Raw genomic sequence first — 15,557 nt, 5'->3', positions numbered from 1 at the left:
GTAATGACCATCGAAACATTAGCCGGTGGGCAAACTCGTATCCCCGCGACTTATATGCGCGGGGGCACCAGTAAAGGGGTATTTTTCCGACTGCAAGATCTGCCGCAAAGTGCCCAGCAAGCCGGGCTCGCACGCGATAAGTTACTGTTGCGAGTGATTGGCAGCCCAGACCCTTATGGTAAACAAATTGATGGTATGGGTGGCGCCAGTTCGAGCACCAGTAAAGCGGTAATTTTAGCCGCTAGCGAACGAGCTAATCACGACGTCGACTATTTATTTGGTCAGGTCAGCATTGATAAGGCATTTGTCGATTGGAGTGGCAATTGCGGTAACTTGTCTGCCGCAGTGGGAGCTTTTGCCATTCACAGTGGTCTAGTTGCTGCCGACCGTTTGGTGCGTGATGGGGTGTGTGAGGTACGTATTTGGCAGGCGAATATCGGCAAAACCATCCTCGCCAAGGTACCCATGCGTGACGGTGAAGTGCAGGAAACCGGTGACTTTGAGCTAGATGGTGTCACTTTTCCTGCGGCAGAGTTAGAAATCGCCTTTGTTGATCCCGCCGCCGATGATGGCGACGATGCCGATGCCAAAGGCGCTGCTTTGCTACCCACGGGTGCCGTGGTTGATCAGCTGACGGTACCGGGAGTCGGCAGTTTTGAGGTAAGCTTTATTAACGCCGGTATTCCGACCTTATTTGTTGATGCTGAGGCACTGGGCTTTAACGGTACTGAGCTACAGGGCGATATTAACGAGAACGTCGCGTTATTGGCACAGTTAGAGCTTATTCGCGCTCACGGTGCGGTCAAAATGGGCTTAATTAACGATGTCAGTGAGGCGGCCAATCGACAACATACACCGAAATTGGCGTGGGTGGCGCCAGCGCGGTCTTATCAAGCCTCCAGCGGTAAAAGTATCGCTGCCGAGGATATCGATTTGTGCGTACGCGCTATGTCGATGGGTAAATTGCATCACGCCATGATGGGCACCGCCGCGGTGGCCATTGCGGCGGCGGCGGCGATACCTGGCACGCTAGTCAATGTAGCGGCGGGTGGTGGCGAACGCCAGGCGGTAACCTTTGGTCATCCATCGGGTACTTTACGCGTTGGTGCTGAAGCGCTGCAAGAGCAGGGTCAGTGGCGGGTTAAAAAAGCCATCATGAGCCGCAGCGCGCGGATTTTGATGGAAGGTTGGGTGCGAGTGCCTAGCGCTAGCTTTTAAGCCAATGATAGGGATTTAGACGAAAAAAGGCGCCGCGGCGCCTTTTTTATTGATGCTTGAGATTTCTTCATTGATACTGTATAAATAAACAGTAATTTAACGATAAGCAAACAGGAAGATAACCATGGCGGTAGTGACACAGTATGTGGTTGTTCGTGAAGGAGCAGAAGTCATGACGTTTACCAGTAAAGCGGAAGCCGATGCGCACGACAAGATGCTGGATATGGCGGAAGCGTTGCAGCCCTTACTCGAACAAAGTGAATTGTTAAGCGATGAGCGTAGCTGCGAGGCCTTGTCGATTTTTCTTGCGAAACAACGGGAAGACGTCTTGGTCGCTTTAGGGGCCAAGAAAAAGCCGACCAAAAAGGCCGGCTGCAGCAAAGCGAATAGCAGCAAAGCCTCAACCAGCGCTAGCCAGTCGAGTAAAGTGGAGTCATAACGATAAGGCGTTCGCACCATGATGGTATCATTCTGACATAGTCAAGTTGAGCAAAAATCGGTTATGCTGTTGGCCTTGATTAAGCAATGAATGGAGTCAGTATGACAACGCAACCGTATCCGATTGGCACGCCCGGTCAGCCATGGACAATGCAAGAAAAGCAACAGTGGTTGGCGATGCAAAGTCTAAAACGGTCATACTTTGATGATGTGGTCGATATTATCGATTCGTTAAAAGACGAGTTTAACGTCGAGCAGTATGGCGAGCTTAATTATGCCGCTAATGACTATCCCTTGTTTGCGCTGAAAACGCGAGACTGGCAGGATGATAAACCCGTGGTGCTAGTGACCGGTGGTGTGCACGGTTACGAAACTAGCGGTGTGCATGGAGCGTTACGTTTCTTGCAAACACGCGCAAAAGATTATGAACGATCATTTAACATTGTCGTCGCGCCCTGTATAAGTCCTTGGGGCTATGAAACCATTAACCGTTGGAATCCGGCTGCGGTCGATCCTAATCGTTCGTTTGTACCTGACAGTCCTGCGCCGGAGGCCAAAGCGATCATGAAATATGTCGCTGATTTAGGCTTAGAGCCGTTGGTGCATATCGATTTGCATGAAACTACCGATACCGACAATAGCGAATTTCGTCCGGCCTTGGCGGCACGCGATGGCGTTACCCACGACAACTGGAACATTCCTGATGGTTTTTATCTGGCTTGTAACAGTGAGTCGCCTGAGCCCGCGTTTCAGCAAGCCATTTTGGAGGAGGTTGCTGAAGTTACACACATTGCCCCTGCAGATAGTCAGCAACAGTTGATCGGCGTACCCTTAGTGATTGACGGCGTTATCGGCTTGCCGGTGCGTAAGTTGGGATTGTGTATTGGGTTTACGCAGGCGGCTTATACCTCAACCACCGAGGTTTACCCTGATAGTGACAAAACCGACGCTAAGGAATGTGTTGATGCGCAAGTGGCGGCGGTGACCGGTGGTTTGGATTATTTACTGAACCGCTAAGGGCTATTGTTAGACCCGCTAAGGGCTATTGTTAGGCCCGCTAAGGGCTTCCACAAAAATTACAACCAACCGTTTTGTCGGGCAATCCGTGCGGCATCAATACGATTGCTGGCGTGTAACTTACTGATAGCTTCTGATAGGTAGTTACGCGCCGTCCCCTCGGCAATAAACAGTTGTGCAGCAATGGCGCTAGTCGACAACCCCTCTGCCGCTAGTGCCAATGCTCGCCTTTCCTTATCGCTTAATGGATCTTGTTCGCCCAAAGCTTGTAACAGCAAGCTATTGTCGATAACGCGTTGGCCTTGTAACACCGTTGTCAGTGCCGTCAATAGATCGTTGATGGGCGCATCTTTCAGTAAGAAACCGCGTACACCGGCGTCAATTGCACGACGGATATAGCCGCTACGGCCAAAAGTGGTAATGATGACTAACGGTAACTGCGGCTGCTGTTGTGTTAGCCATTGCGCTAGCTCAATACCACTAACATTGGGCATTTCAATGTCGCTTAACACCACATCGTAGGCGCTATCATGCGTCAACTGTTGTATCGCTTCAGCACCATCACTAACCTCGACTACGTGAAAGTCTGACTCGAGCCTGAGCAAGGCGGCAAGCGCGTTACGCACCATGGTTTGGTCTTCTACCAATAACAGGCGCCTGCCGCGCGGGTTTAATTCATTGGTCATGCTGATGCCTCTTTAGCAATCGGGATTTGAAGTTGTGCCTGAAAACCCGGCGTGGTCTTTTGTTCTGCGACCTGAAAGCTGCCATTAAGTGCTGCAACACGTTCTTTGATACCCTGTAAACCATTACCGCTCGTGCTGACAACGGCGCTCGTCATTTGTCCGTCATCACGCACCCAAATGTGGTGCTGTCGATTGTCTGAGTCGAGCACGATTTCACAGTGCTGGCCATTGCTGTGACGAATAATGTTGGTGGTTAATTCGGTCAGCATCAGAATAATTTGCGTTTCGTCATGCTGGCTTAGCGCGCTTAGCTGACCTCGAATATCACAACTAAATCCAGCTTCTTGCAAGCGCTGCTGTAGTTGCTTCAGTTCAACTGCCAAGCCTTGGTGACGAAAGCCGCTCACGCTATCGCGTAACTGGGCTAAGCTCTGCCGCGCCAGTTGACTGAGTTCGCTCAGTTGCTGGCGAGCACCATCAACCTGTTGATGCGCTAATAGCTGGTTGGCTAAGTCGGTCTTTAGTATCACCGTGGATAGGGTATGCCCCAGAATATCATGTAAATCACGCGCGATGCGCTCACGCTCTAAGTGGCGGGCTAAGCGACTAATTTCTTCTTGGCTCTGTTGTTCTTGTTGACGTTGTTGCTGGCGTAAGCGTTCGATACGTCCCAGAAAACTGATGCCAATGGTTAACATGACGCCATACACTAAAAATTGATCCCAGTGCGATGGCCATAGCCACTGATTTAGCCAAAGTAACGCTAAGGTCGCCATTAAGCAGCCAATGGCGATACTGGCGCGATAGGCAAAGCCCAGAAAGAAGCCCACATAGCCAAACATGGCGATGGCGCCGGGGTTAATCGGCGCGCTGACAAAGGCAATGATAAGCATCGCCAGCACCGGCCAATGAATATAACGGCGTTGCACCTGATACGCGCAAAAATAACAAGCAACAAAAGCCAGCAATGCGAGTGTCATCAATAGTTGTTGTTGCCAGGGATAATAGAAATAGAACATGGGCACAATATAAAAGCCCAAATTGACTAAATAGGCCCAAGCAATCTTATTAAAGTAGGCAGGTTGTTCTGTACTGACTGTCATTGTATTTGGCTCAACCAAGCGACTGGCTATGCTGATCAGATGTGTTCCATTATGCGCATAACTGAACGATAGACCAAGTGACAAATGTCACTGTGCTTTACTGACATTAGCCACTGCTATTGCCGCTAGTTGGCGCTTAAATTAAGCACTGAATTAGTGAGCTGAGCGGAGTTATTATGCAAGCAAATACAAAGACAGTGCTTGAGGTCAAGCAGTTATCCTATGCGTATGCCGATAAGCCGGTATTAACGGGTATAGATTTGCGTCTTGAGCGTGGCCAAATCAGTGCCGTATTGGGGCCTAATGGGGCGGGTAAAACGACCTTGATGCACAGCCTATTAGGCCTGAATAGCGCTTATTATGACTACTTTTCGTTGTTCGGCGAGACGCTACCCGCTGGTCGGAAACAAACCCGAGCGGGCGCTCCGTTACGGCGTTCGGCGACGTTGCGCGCACGCATTGGCGTGATGATGCAGGTCGGTCAAGTTGCGGCTAACCTGACGGTTATCGAGCAATTGCGTTTATTCCAACGCTACTATCCGCAGCCCAAAACTATCGCCGAGTTGTTAACCATTAGCGGTCTGCAGGCGCAAGCCAAGCAACGCTTTGGTCGCCTTTCTGGTGGACAAAAGCAACGTCTGATGCTCGCTTTAGCCTTGGTAGGTAATCCGCAATTAGTGTTTTTAGACGAACCCACTATCGGCCTTGATACGCAGGCCCGGCATGACTTTTGGCAGGCGATTCGCGCATGTCGGCAAGACGGGGCAGCAATACTGCTCAGTAGCCACTATTTAGACGAGGTCGAGCAATTATCCGACCGGGTATTGATGCTACAACATGGGCGCGTGATCGCCGACGCCGCACCGCAACAGTTAGTACCGCAATTAGGACGCTATCGCATCAGCGCCAAGAGTATGCTGGGACATAGCAAAATAAGCCGCTTAGCGGCGGTGGTTGATGCGCAACAAGATGGCGGCGGGCATTGGCAGCTTGCCAGCTTAGATAGCGCGGCGAGCTTGCGTCAGTGGTTACTGGAAGACCCACAACTGAGCGACATTGAAGTACGGCGGGCGAGCTTGGAACAAGTATTTTTACAATTAACCGGAGTAACCGACGATGCACATGCGTGATCAGGTAGGCTTATATTGGACTGAAGCTCGTTATGATGTGCTGGCGTTATTACGTAGCCCGGGTTTTTATTTACCATCACTACTATTTCCTACGGTATTTTATGCCTTCTTTGGCATTTTATTAGTCACCGACGATGCGGCTCGCATGACATTGTTTGTCGGTTACGCTTGTTTTGCCTTAATCGGCCCGGCGATGTTTAATTTTGCGATTTATGTCGCCAGTGACCGACAGCAGGGCTGGTTGATCCTAAAAAGTCTCACACCAATGCCGACAAGCGCCTATGTCATAGCCAAGCTCGTGAGTAGTCTGCTATTTAGTCTGGTCGCTTTTATCTTGATTGCGTTATTAGCGTTGTTTTACGGTGATATTCAGTTACTCGCTGGGCAGTGGCTATTATTACTACTGGTGTTATTGCTCGGTAGTTTACCCTTTGCGTTACTTGGCCTATTGATCGGACTTCATAGTCACGAGCGGGCGGCGCCGATATGGGTTAATTTGTTGTACTTACCGCTATCGTTGTTGGGCGGGCTGTGGTTACCGTTGACATTGTTGCCGGAAACTTTGCAACATCTGGCTTGGGCTTTACCGACCTATCACTTAGCGCAAATCGGTATGGCCGTGGTGACGACTGACTATTCGTTATCGTTGTTTTACCACATCGCCTACCTTGTTAGCCTGACGCTGTTGTTATGGTTGGCTGCGGGGTATTATTTTCCGCGCCGAGCGTTAGCTCAAGCTTAATATCAGCAGATACCAGTGAGTAGGTTAGTGTTGTCGATACTGAATAATGTCATGAAAACAACAAGGTTCAGTGCTTGAATTTTTGTAACTGTGGGCGACGTTGGCGTGAAAGGCATATTGCTGTCCAGCCGTTAAGCTTATCCACGCCGACGGCTGTTGCGCTGCTGGTGTGAGCTTGAGCTGCAGACAACCGCTGAGCACGATCAGATGTTCATAAGTGCCCAATTGATGCGGTTCGGAATGGCTTTCTGCGCCAGCTGCAAAGGTCAGCTCATGGACTTCAAAGCCGCGTTCTGCTGAGTATGGAAATAGCGTACGAACCTTGACCCCGGGCGTTGCTAAGGGCTGTACCAGCGCCTCGGCGGTATTTTCTGTTTGTGCTAGCAGGGTCGACAAAGGCACCTGTAAACCGGTGGCAATCTGCCAAAGTTTGGCGATAGTGGGTGACGATTCGCCACGCTCAATTTGCCCTAACATAGCTTTGCTGACACCGGTTAAACTTGCCAGCTTATCAAGGCTCAAGCCACGTTGTTTGCGAATACGTTTTAATTTTTCGGCAATTAATTGATTGAGCACGCTGCTCATACGTGATCCTTGGCTTTTGTGATTGTGCGCTATAACGCACAGTGTTATTCTCTTTGTATGTTATAACGCACAAAGAGGCGCGTCTATGTCTAATCTAAAATCCACAGCACAGGCCGAATCGCAGGCATCGCTTAGAGCGCGCTTTTTAGCGTTGTGGCCTAATCGCGGTAGCCATTGGCTAGCAGGTTTTATGGCAGTGTTGGTGGGCTACAGCTCGGCCGCGGCGATCATTATTCAAGCGGCTCAGGCTGCTGGTGCTAGCGCCGCTGAAATCAATTCTTGGTTTTGGGTGTTAGGGGTCGGCATGGGGCTATCGACCATACTGCTGTCTTGGCGTTATCGCATGCCCATCCTAACCGCTTGGTCAACACCCGGCGCAGCGCTACTGGTGGTCAGTTTAGACGGCGTTAGCAGCGCGCAAGCGGTTGCCATTTTTCTGGTGTCGTCGGCATTAATCACCTTGGCTGGCGTCAGCGGCGCTTTTCGCTGGTTGGTCAAGCATATTCCTGTCGCTATTAGCGCCGGTCTACTGGCTGGCATACTGTTGCAGTTTGGTCTAAAAGCGGCGGCTTATTTTCAGCACAGCCAAGTGCTATTTTTACTGATGCTCGGTGCTTATTTGTTATTGCAACGCGTGCGACCAAAGCTGGCGGTGTTGGCGGCGATGCTGCTGGGGCTGGGCTACTGTATTATGCAGCAACAGCTACAATGGCCCGCTGTGGCTTGGCAATGGGCGATGCCAGTATGGCTAACACCGTCGTTTGAGCCGCATTTATTGCTAGGGGTAGCGTTGCCGTTAGCGTTGGTTACGCTGGTTTCACAAAATGTACCGGGATTCGCGGTATTGGCGGCGCACGGTTATCAACCGCCGCAATCGGCGTTGGTGACCAGTACGGGAATTGTCGGTTTACTCAGCGCGCCATTTGGTGGTTTTGCCTTTAATCTGGCTGCCATTACCGCCGCGATTTGCATGCAGGACGAGGCCGAAGCCGATCCACGGCAACGTTATCGGGTCTGCGTGGCGGCAGGTTTAGCCTACTTGTTGATGGGGCTACTAGCCGCGGCGATGGTGACGTTACTGTTAGCATTACCGGCTAGTTATATCACCATTTTGGCCGGTTTAGCGTTATTACCGACTTTGGCTAATAGCATGGCGGCTGCGCTGCAGACTGAAGCAACGCGAACTGCCGCGCTATTAACCTTGTTGGTGACTGCCTCAGGAGTACAACTATGGTCGTTAAATAGTGCGTTCTGGGGCCTATTAGTCGGCTTGGTCAGCGCACGGCTGATACATCGTTAGGTTAGTCGCCCGCGATTGAGCTGTTAGCATCGTTAAAGCCGATATGGACATTCGAAAAAATAATCGATTAATTGCTTGCATACTGCGGTAAAGCGCAGTAATTATTAATAAACAGCACTTGTTTTTGATCTAACGCAAGCGTAGTGTAGTTAGTAAGCTAAGTTTTTTTGTTGTAGTCAGTTGTAAAAGGCTAAACGTTCATGCCATTAATTCGTTATCTGATATCACTGATGTTTTTAAGCGCGGTAGCCTCACAGGCTTCGGCGCAGCATCATGCCAGTGTTGATGGCTATCAGTTAAACGCTGACACGCAACACTCTATTTTACTGAGTAACGATCATCAAGGTGACCAACCTGACGTTGCCAGTAACGATGTTCAGCAACTACCTCAATTGGTTGCGCGCGATGATGTCTCGATGCCGAGCGAACGGCAATTGGTGGCTTATTACAGCGCGCATCAGTCACGGGCTCCACCTTATCTCCTAAACGTTTCAAATTAAATTATTTATTTTTTCATTTGATTGATGTTTAGGAGTATCAAATATGACTCAGTATACAAGTTTGAGCTGGTCTGCCGTTAACGATCACGCTGTTATTAGCGGTAGTGATAATGTGGTCGAGAAATTATCTTGGAATGAATCGGCAATTAATGTGCTGGACGACTTTACCTTAAAAGCGCCTTTACATGTGCACACCAATACCGAAGTTAGCCAAGCCGATGCGATTTTAGACGCGGCCGGTAGTCGCTATGCCTGCGTACTCGATAGCGAGGGCGAGTTAGTCGGTATGCTATCGCTGCGAGATTTGCACGGTCGTCGTGCGGTGCAAATTGCTCAGCAGATTCAAGTGCCATATAAAGAAGTGCCTGTCAGCTACTTGATGAAAGCCGTGGCGAGTTTGCCTTTGATCACGCGTAAGCAGTTGCAAGATGCGCGTATCGGCGATGCGGTAGCAACGCTACAAAAAAGCGGTAAAGACTTTTTATTAGTACATGAAGCCGGTCATATCCAAGGAGTTATTTCTTCATTGGGTATCGCCGAACGCACCGGTGAATCGGTCAATGTTTACCATCATGCGTCGTCGTTCGCCGAGATTTTGCATGCGGTTAAACACACTGAAGAAGCCGATTAAGTCAGCGAGTTAAGCTGTCTGGGCAGATGACTGCCCAACCAATGATGACGAAACGATAAAACGGTCAGCGTAAGCTGGCCGTTTTATCGTTTAGCTCGTAGTTGTAACCATTTAATCAGCGCCACTAATGCTACCGGTTGCCGTTGTCGCTGACGATAGTAAAGCTGCATCGCTTGCTGATGATGGACGCGAATGTTGCTCAGCGTTAAGCCTTGACACTCTGGGTGTTGCAATAAACGTTGATCAAGGCGAGTGACATAATCGCCACTTTGTAGCAAATCCATCGCCATACTGTTGTCGTCAACATGTAACATGGGCGTTTGCGCACAAGCTTGACCTTGGCCTTCGATAATTTCCAGCCAGTCGGGCTGATGTAAATTGACTAGCCAGTCACGTCGATACCAAGCTTGTGGGTCGACAACCGGTTTGCGGCTAACCAACACCGATTCACGTTTGCATAGCTGCTCGCTTTTAATTTGTCGGTCGCGAATACGACCACTACTCATGACCAGATCGAGTTGTTCGTGTTGTAATGCTTGCACCGTATTAGCGATGTCTTGCTCTAAAAGGTTTTCCGAGATTTGTTGAAATGACAGTCGGATATGAGGGTACAATGCGTGAAATTCGTGGAGCTGATCGCGTAACCACCAGCGTAGCCAATGGTTGGGCAGGGCAATGCGCAAGCGTGTGACTTCGCTGTCGGCAACTTGTCGAGTTTGCGCAATAGCACCGTCTAGTTGCTGAAAAATGTCGGCCAGTCGCGGCGCTAAGGTCATACCCGCGATGGTTAGTGCATGAACGCGATTATCGCGCTCAAATAAACGGACTTGTAATTGCTCTTCCAGGGTTTGAATTTGTCGCGTTACCGCCGATTGCGAGACGCCTAACTGTTGTGCGGCATGCTTAAAACTATGGGCGCGAGCAGCAACATCAAATACCCGTAAGGCATTTAAAGAAGGACGTGATTTGCTCTTCATGGGGGCTAGTCCTAGTCGGTTGAAGACTTTATTTTGGCAATCAATATTGATTAAAAGTCAATTTGATGTGGTTATATTGGCAGTTCTGCGTTTGCAGCTCAAGTTTTATTGTCATTTGAAGGAGTATGCCTCAAGTGTATCTACAAGAGTCTCTGACCATTGCTTTAGTCCACCTTTTAGCGGTAGCAAGCCCCGGTCCTGACTTTGCCGTATTGTCTCGCTACGCTATTAGCGAGGGTCGAAAAACCGGTATCTGGGTGGCTTTAGGAATTGGCTCAGGGATCTTGGTTCATGTGACCTATTCATTAATTGGGGTGGGTTTGATTATTCAACAAACGCCTTGGTTACGACAGCTTTGTTTACTGATCGGCGCGGCCTATTTGGCCTATATTGCGGTGCTAAGTTTACGTGCGCAACCTCGTGCCGAATTACCTAATAATGACGTTGCTATCAGGATTGGCAAAGGCCGAGCCTGGCGAGTGGGCTTTTTAACCAATGCCTTGAACGTTAAAGCCACACTGTTTTTTATGACGTTGTTCAGTACCATTGTTTCGGCGCAAACGCCGTTTTGGTTGCAAGCAGGGTATGGCCTTTATTTGACTCTGGCAACGGCATTGTGGTTTTGCTTTTTGGCATGGTTACTCACTCATCGACGTTGGTATCGCTGGCTGTGGTGTCATAGTCACTGGGTCGACAGAACCATGGGTGTGGTGTTGATGGTGATCGTCGCTTATCTACTGCACGAGTGGGTAACTCTTGTGGCTTAACTCGGGTATACTATGGGTTAACTGAAAAAGACAACAGCGAATGTGGTTTTTGCTCTATGCAATTATTTGTCAATGATTTGACCGTTATCGATTTTTCTTATTTGTGCGCGCGACGCGGTATTGTCGGCGAAAGTTGGATTGTCGATATCGTGCTGGATGGCGATTTGAACGAACAATCGATGGTGCTGGATTTTGGTCGTGTGAAAAAGCAGATCAAACGCATTATCGACGATGCTGTCGATCATAAACTGGCGGTGCCAGCCGATAGCACGTTGACGCAAGTCACACATAACCAAGATGATAGTGCTTATTGGGTCGACTTTAATCGCCCCGATGGTCGCAGTATTCACCTGTACTGTCCTGCCGACGCTTACGCGTTTATTGAGGCTGAACAAATCGACCAAGCGTCGGTCATGGCTTATTTACGTGCGGTGATCAAGCAGCAATTACCGGACAACATCGATGGTTTACAGCTTTTCTTACGCGCCGAGTCGATTGATGGTTTTTATTATCATTACACCCATGGCTTAAAAAAGCACGATGGCAATTGCCAGCGCATCGCACATGGGCATCGTTCTAAGATCCATATTGCATTAGATGATATTCGTCAGCCCGCTTTAGAAAAGCAGTGGAGTGACCGCTGGTGCGATATTTATTTAGGCTCAGAAGAAGACACCTGTAAGGTAGAGCAATTGACGCGCTCAGCCGCAGCGCAAGGCTGTAGCGACGATAGTCATCAGGCTTATCGTTATCATGCCGACCAAGGTTTGTTTGAATTACTGGTGCCGCAGGCAGAGAATGATCTGATCCCCACTGATTCAACTGTCGAGTGTATTGCGCAATTTGTTGCCGATAGTATTAAACGTCGACATCCGCAACAACGCGTGAAAGTATTAGCCTACGAAGGGGTTGGTAAAGGAGCAATTGCGTATGCATAAGTTAGCGTTAGTACTTGGAACTGTCATTTTATCGACCAGTATATCGTCGTATGCCGCATCTGAGGTAAAAGTTCGTGGCGAATTAACCCAAGGTGCGTTATTGATCGGCGAAGCACCGGCAGGCAGTCAGGTGACGTTAAACGGTGAAAAGCTCAGCCAAACCGCAGACGGTGAGTTTGTCTTTGGTTTTGGTCGTGATGCCAAATTGCAGCATAAGTTGGTGGTAGTCACCGCCACCGGTGAGCGTATCGAGAAAGTACTGCAGTTAACGCCGCGTGAATACCAGATTGATCGTGTTGAAGGAGTGCCGCAAGAAACTGTCACTCCCGATCCTGAGCAAGTTGCTAGAGCCAAAAAAGATGCCGAGCAGGTATGGTTAGCTCGTCAGCAACACTCAACTCGCGACGATTTTTTAACACCAGTAATCGCACCTGCGCATGGCCGTATAAGTGGCGTTTACGGGAGTCAACGTTATTTTAATGGCGAACCGCGGCGTCCGCATTATGGTCAAGATATTGCAGCGCCGGTTGGTGCCGCGGTGGTGGCGCCATGGCCCGGTAAAGTGGTGCTTGCCGTACCGGATATGTTTTACTCCGGCGGCACCTTGATCATCGAGCATGGCTACGGCGTAACCACCACTTATTTGCACTTGAGTCATATTTTGGTGAAAGTCGGTGAGCGGGTCGAGCAGGGTGATGACATTGCCGAGGTAGGCGCAACGGGCCGGGCAACGGGCCCTCACTTAGACTGGCGTGTGAACTGGGGGCAGGAGCGTTTGGATCCGGCCTTATTACCCAGCTTATATCAACCATCGACTAGCACGCATTAAGCCGTTATTCGATTTCAGCAAACAGCCAGCCGTTAACGACTGGCTTTTTATCCATCTAGGTATTATATGGGATAGTTTAACCATCCCTGTAAACGCTCTGGTCGATTAATACTGAGCACATGGTTATTGCTTTTTGGCGCCTGCCAAATCAATTTTAACGTTAACAATTGATCGCGTCGAAACGCGTGTACTGTGGTTTCCCGATGCGCTTGCGCTGCTTGCAAAATTTCTTTCAAGTTAGGCTCGTTAACTTGAATATGATCAATCGCAACGATACGGTCACCGCTGGCAAGTCCAGCATGGTAAGCCGCTTCGTCATGATAAACAACTTGTACGTCTAAGCCCTGGCTATGTACTTTGTATTTTGCGCCCAAACTGACGTGCGCAGGGCTATCGCTGGCTTTGCCATTGAGCGTGTTATCATCGGCAGCAACTTGCTTATGCACGCGTACACCAAAATTATCTAATAGCTCACTTAATGGCAGTGGATCGGTGCTGTACAATGCCTTTTGTAAAAGCGCGTCGACATCAATGCCGGGGTAGCTTTGTAAATGCTTAATCAGCGTATCATCATCGGTGCCAATCGCGGTTTTACCATACGCATGCCAAAGGTCACGCATGACTTGCAATAAGCTGAGCTGATGGTCGCTTTGCAAACGTAAGGTTAAATCGAGACACAAGGCAATTAAACCGCCTTTCGCATAATAGCTAACGATGCTATTGGCGGCATTTTCATTCTGTTGATAAAACTTTGTCCAGCTTAAAAAGCTCGATTCGGTCACAGTTTGACTGCTGCTGCCGGCACCTCTTCGCACCCGAGACAGCGTTTCGCCCACCAGTTGTAAGTATTGGTTAGCGTCGATTAAACCGGCTTTATGCAAAATATAGTCGTCAAAATAAGAGGTCATGCCCTCGTAAAACCATAATTGCTCAGTGTATTGTTCGCTATCTAATTGGTAAGGCAAAAAGCGTTTAGGTTTTAATGTTTTGACGTTCCAGCTATGAAAGTATTCGTGGCTGCAGAGACTTAAAAAAGTTCGATAATCGTTATTTAAACGACCGTCTTTGCGACCACCGAGTAAATCTTTACGGCTGCAAATTAATGCAGTGCTATTACGGTGTTCTAACCCGCCAAAGCCACTACCAACAACCAGCGTTAAAAAGGTATAACTGGTAAACGGAGCCGGCTCGCCAAACAACGCCAATTGTTGTTCACAGATTTTTGCTAAATCGGCGGTAATACGGCCCATATCGGCTTGCTGTTTACCGCTTAATACCAACTGATGTTTGATACCATGGGCGATGAAGTCTTGGATGGTCAGCTCACCTAACAAAAACGGATAATCAATGAGTGCCTCATAGTTGTCGGCGCGAAATCGACCAAAACCAAAAGCTGAACCACTCACCCGAGGCATGCCAGTAGCGACCTGCCAGTGAGGCTGTTGAGACGGTGCGTGTAATTGTAATTCACAGGGTTGTTCGGTTTGACCGACAACCGCAAAGCACAGGCTGCTGTTATTAAAAAAACCTTGATATTGATCCAAATAGGCAGAACGCACGGATAAATCCCAAGCGTAAACTTGGTAATGAACGCTGATTGGTGTGTTGCTAGCGGCTAATTGAATTTGATGCTTATTGAGCCAGCGCCAAGCGACTTCATCGCCATTAACGTCTTCGGCATAAAAGCCGATAATGTGTTTAGCGAAGTCGCGGATCATATAACTGCCGGGTATCCAATTAGGTAGCGACAAGCGCTGACCGTCGGCGCTGTCAGCATCAATACTAATGCTGACACTGAATAAATGACCGTGTAAGTCCGCCGGGGTGATTTGGTAGGTGATCAAGGGCTACTCCTATTGCTTGACAGCAGAACCGAACTGTCGGTCATAATAGCATAAACGAGAATCGAGTTAGCGGGGTCTTATGACAAAGAAAATCATGCAGTTGGGTGTGTCGACACGGGTTGAAATTCAAATTGCCACTGCCGGCACGCCGTTGCGTTTTCAGACCTCCTTTATAGGCGCTATCGAAGAGCGCTGGTTTATCGTGGCCATGCCAGACGCCCGCCGTTATGGTGATTATCGTGATGCGCTACACGAAGGTGTGCCGCTTATCGTGCGTTATATACTTGAAAACGACCATGGTGAAATCGTCGCTTTTCGTACCGATATAGATTATATCGTCGCACATCCGACCAAAATGCTGTTTTTAGCATGGCCAGAGCGTATAGAGAGCCGTGTTATCCGCGCCAATAAACGCTTCGATGCCTATTTACCGATTACTATCAGCCGTCTAACCGAGGACCAGGTAGAACAGCAGGCGGCAGTGATGGTCAACGTCTCCAGTTCTGGCTGTCGTTTGAGCATCTTGCCGGCGCAATCATCGCAATGGGCGGAAGGAGACAAAATCAAACTTCATGTGCCGCGTATCGACGAGCAAGCGCTAGAAATCGAGGCCATCGTGCGGCAAATACAGCGTGGCAGTGAAAACCATGAAAACCATGACGATGATGAAGGCGATACGGTAAGACACTTTCTTGGCTTGCAATTCAACCCGCAATTTAAGCCGATCGTCGATAAGCTGTTTTTAGGGAGTTTGGTGGATATCAACGCGTTAACCGAGAAAGCGTAACAAAAACCTTCAGCGACTGTGTAAATATCCATCACAGGCTATCCCGTCGGCTATGACTCTGTGGT

17 protein-coding genes are annotated in these 15,557 nt (G+C 49.1%); 12 read left to right on the top strand and 5 right to left on the bottom strand.

What is annotated here, in order from left to right:
* Window positions 1-3 precede the first annotated feature (3 nt).
* The 3 genes from prpF to A10D4_RS02405 all read left to right on the top strand — a co-directional run bounded on the left by prpF (window position 4) and on the right by A10D4_RS02405 (window position 2,673).
* Entirely contained in the window at window positions 4-1,218 is a 1,215-nt protein-coding gene (gene prpF / locus A10D4_RS02415) for a 2-methylaconitate cis-trans isomerase PrpF (protein ID WP_008487508.1), read from the top strand.
* A gap of 124 nt (window positions 1,219-1,342) precedes the next feature.
* The gene (locus A10D4_RS02410; protein WP_008487506.1) at window positions 1,343-1,657 is read left to right on the top strand and encodes a YebG family protein; all 315 of its coding nucleotides are present in this window, start codon (window positions 1,343-1,345) and stop codon (window positions 1,655-1,657) included.
* A gap of 101 nt (window positions 1,658-1,758) precedes the next feature.
* Window positions 1,759-2,673, top strand: a complete 915-nt coding sequence (locus A10D4_RS02405) for a M14 family metallopeptidase (RefSeq protein ID WP_008487505.1) — start codon at window positions 1,759-1,761, stop codon at window positions 2,671-2,673.
* 59 nt (window positions 2,674-2,732) lie between these two features.
* Here the strand turns inward: A10D4_RS02405 and A10D4_RS02400 are convergent, their stop codons facing one another.
* The gene (locus tag A10D4_RS02400; RefSeq protein ID WP_008487504.1) at window positions 2,733-3,359 is read right to left on the bottom strand and encodes a response regulator transcription factor; all 627 of its coding nucleotides are present in this window, start codon (window positions 3,357-3,359) and stop codon (window positions 2,733-2,735) included.
* Window positions 3,356-4,462: a sensor histidine kinase gene (locus A10D4_RS02395; protein ID WP_008487503.1), complete on the bottom strand. Its 1,107-nt coding sequence runs from the start codon at window positions 4,460-4,462 to the stop codon at window positions 3,356-3,358. Before A10D4_RS02395 ends, A10D4_RS02400 begins: the two co-directional genes overlap by 4 nt.
* A gap of 176 nt (window positions 4,463-4,638) precedes the next feature.
* Between A10D4_RS02395 and A10D4_RS02390 the strand changes: the two genes are divergently transcribed.
* Complete coding sequence (locus A10D4_RS02390; protein WP_008487502.1) at window positions 4,639-5,592, top strand: ATP-binding cassette domain-containing protein; 954 nt, start codon at window positions 4,639-4,641, stop codon at window positions 5,590-5,592.
* Window positions 5,585-6,334: an ABC transporter permease gene (locus tag A10D4_RS02385; protein WP_040502266.1), complete on the top strand. Its 750-nt coding sequence runs from the start codon at window positions 5,585-5,587 to the stop codon at window positions 6,332-6,334. Before A10D4_RS02390 ends, A10D4_RS02385 begins: the two co-directional genes overlap by 8 nt.
* 24 nt (window positions 6,335-6,358) lie before the next feature.
* On the opposite strand, the gene A10D4_RS02380 is transcribed toward A10D4_RS02385, so the two are convergent.
* Complete coding sequence (locus A10D4_RS02380) at window positions 6,359-6,919, bottom strand: helix-turn-helix domain-containing protein (RefSeq protein WP_008487499.1); 561 nt, start codon at window positions 6,917-6,919, stop codon at window positions 6,359-6,361.
* A 151-nt stretch (window positions 6,920-7,070) separates the two neighbouring features.
* On the opposite strand from A10D4_RS02380, the gene A10D4_RS02375 reads away from it, so the two are divergent.
* From A10D4_RS02375 to A10D4_RS02365, 3 genes are all read left to right on the top strand, one after another.
* Complete coding sequence (locus A10D4_RS02375; protein WP_040502320.1) at window positions 7,071-8,219, top strand: benzoate/H(+) symporter BenE family transporter; 1,149 nt, start codon at window positions 7,071-7,073, stop codon at window positions 8,217-8,219.
* A gap of 200 nt (window positions 8,220-8,419) precedes the next feature.
* Complete coding sequence (locus tag A10D4_RS02370) at window positions 8,420-8,719, top strand: hypothetical protein (protein ID WP_008487497.1); 300 nt, start codon at window positions 8,420-8,422, stop codon at window positions 8,717-8,719.
* Between the two features lie 43 nt (window positions 8,720-8,762).
* Window positions 8,763-9,350, top strand: a complete 588-nt coding sequence (locus A10D4_RS02365) for a CBS domain-containing protein (RefSeq protein ID WP_008487496.1) — start codon at window positions 8,763-8,765, stop codon at window positions 9,348-9,350.
* Between the two features lie 83 nt (window positions 9,351-9,433).
* Here the strand turns inward: A10D4_RS02365 and A10D4_RS13555 are convergent, their stop codons facing one another.
* Complete coding sequence (locus A10D4_RS13555) at window positions 9,434-10,327, bottom strand: LysR family transcriptional regulator (RefSeq protein ID WP_008487495.1); 894 nt, start codon at window positions 10,325-10,327, stop codon at window positions 9,434-9,436.
* A gap of 125 nt (window positions 10,328-10,452) precedes the next feature.
* On the opposite strand from A10D4_RS13555, the gene A10D4_RS02355 reads away from it, so the two are divergent.
* The 3 genes from A10D4_RS02355 to A10D4_RS02345 are packed head-to-tail and all read left to right on the top strand — an operon-like array spanning window position 10,453 to window position 12,861.
* Complete coding sequence (locus A10D4_RS02355; RefSeq protein WP_008487494.1) at window positions 10,453-11,094, top strand: LysE family translocator; 642 nt, start codon at window positions 10,453-10,455, stop codon at window positions 11,092-11,094.
* A 56-nt stretch (window positions 11,095-11,150) separates the two neighbouring features.
* Window positions 11,151-12,032 (top strand): 6-carboxytetrahydropterin synthase, encoded by an 882-nt coding sequence (locus A10D4_RS02350; RefSeq protein WP_008487493.1) that lies wholly within the window; start codon window positions 11,151-11,153, stop codon window positions 12,030-12,032.
* Window positions 12,025-12,861, top strand: a complete 837-nt coding sequence (locus A10D4_RS02345; RefSeq protein WP_008487491.1) for a M23 family metallopeptidase — start codon at window positions 12,025-12,027, stop codon at window positions 12,859-12,861. The genes A10D4_RS02350 and A10D4_RS02345 overlap by 8 nt, the downstream gene beginning before the upstream one ends.
* 62 nt (window positions 12,862-12,923) lie before the next feature.
* On the opposite strand, the gene A10D4_RS02340 is transcribed toward A10D4_RS02345, so the two are convergent.
* Window positions 12,924-14,705 carry a M61 family metallopeptidase gene (locus A10D4_RS02340; RefSeq protein WP_008487490.1) on the bottom strand — a complete coding sequence of 594 codons (1,782 nt, stop codon included), beginning with the start codon at window positions 14,703-14,705 and terminating at the stop codon, window positions 12,924-12,926.
* A gap of 79 nt (window positions 14,706-14,784) precedes the next feature.
* On the opposite strand from A10D4_RS02340, the gene A10D4_RS02335 reads away from it, so the two are divergent.
* On the top strand, window positions 14,785-15,492 hold the full coding sequence (locus tag A10D4_RS02335; RefSeq protein WP_040502265.1) for a flagellar brake protein: 708 nt from the start codon (window positions 14,785-14,787) through the stop codon (window positions 15,490-15,492).
* Window positions 15,493-15,557 lie beyond the last annotated feature (65 nt).

This window comes from Idiomarina xiamenensis 10-D-4, from assembly GCF_000299895.1.
In the GTDB taxonomy this organism is placed as follows: Bacteria; Pseudomonadota; Gammaproteobacteria; order Enterobacterales; family Alteromonadaceae; genus Idiomarina; species Idiomarina xiamenensis.
The sequence above is the reverse complement of the archived record's forward strand: the minus strand, read 5'-3'. Positions and strand labels throughout refer to the sequence as shown.

Excerpts from the sequence above, each read along its gene's own strand:
- prpF (WP_008487508.1), top strand. The coding sequence starts at position 4 with ATGACCATCGAAACATTAGCCGGTGGGCAAACTCGTATCCCCGCGACT.
- A10D4_RS02410 (WP_008487506.1), top strand. The coding sequence starts at position 1,343 with ATGGCGGTAGTGACACAGTATGTGGTTGTTCGTGAAGGAGCAGAAGTC.
- A10D4_RS02405 (WP_008487505.1), top strand. The coding sequence starts at position 1,759 with ATGACAACGCAACCGTATCCGATTGGCACGCCCGGTCAGCCATGGACA.
- A10D4_RS02400 (WP_008487504.1), bottom strand. The coding sequence starts at position 3,359 with ATGACCAATGAATTAAACCCGCGCGGCAGGCGCCTGTTATTGGTAGAA.
- A10D4_RS02395 (WP_008487503.1), bottom strand. The coding sequence starts at position 4,462 with ATGACAGTCAGTACAGAACAACCTGCCTACTTTAATAAGATTGCTTGG.
- A10D4_RS02390 (WP_008487502.1), top strand. The coding sequence starts at position 4,639 with ATGCAAGCAAATACAAAGACAGTGCTTGAGGTCAAGCAGTTATCCTAT.
- A10D4_RS02385 (WP_040502266.1), top strand. The coding sequence starts at position 5,585 with ATGCGTGATCAGGTAGGCTTATATTGGACTGAAGCTCGTTATGATGTG.
- A10D4_RS02380 (WP_008487499.1), bottom strand. The coding sequence starts at position 6,919 with ATGAGCAGCGTGCTCAATCAATTAATTGCCGAAAAATTAAAACGTATT.
- A10D4_RS02370 (WP_008487497.1), top strand. The coding sequence starts at position 8,420 with ATGCCATTAATTCGTTATCTGATATCACTGATGTTTTTAAGCGCGGTA.
- A10D4_RS02365 (WP_008487496.1), top strand. The coding sequence starts at position 8,763 with ATGACTCAGTATACAAGTTTGAGCTGGTCTGCCGTTAACGATCACGCT.
- A10D4_RS13555 (WP_008487495.1), bottom strand. The coding sequence starts at position 10,327 with ATGAAGAGCAAATCACGTCCTTCTTTAAATGCCTTACGGGTATTTGAT.
- A10D4_RS02355 (WP_008487494.1), top strand. The coding sequence starts at position 10,453 with ATGCCTCAAGTGTATCTACAAGAGTCTCTGACCATTGCTTTAGTCCAC.
- A10D4_RS02350 (WP_008487493.1), top strand. The coding sequence starts at position 11,151 with ATGCAATTATTTGTCAATGATTTGACCGTTATCGATTTTTCTTATTTG.
- A10D4_RS02345 (WP_008487491.1), top strand. The coding sequence starts at position 12,025 with ATGCATAAGTTAGCGTTAGTACTTGGAACTGTCATTTTATCGACCAGT.
- A10D4_RS02335 (WP_040502265.1), top strand. The coding sequence starts at position 14,785 with ATGACAAAGAAAATCATGCAGTTGGGTGTGTCGACACGGGTTGAAATT.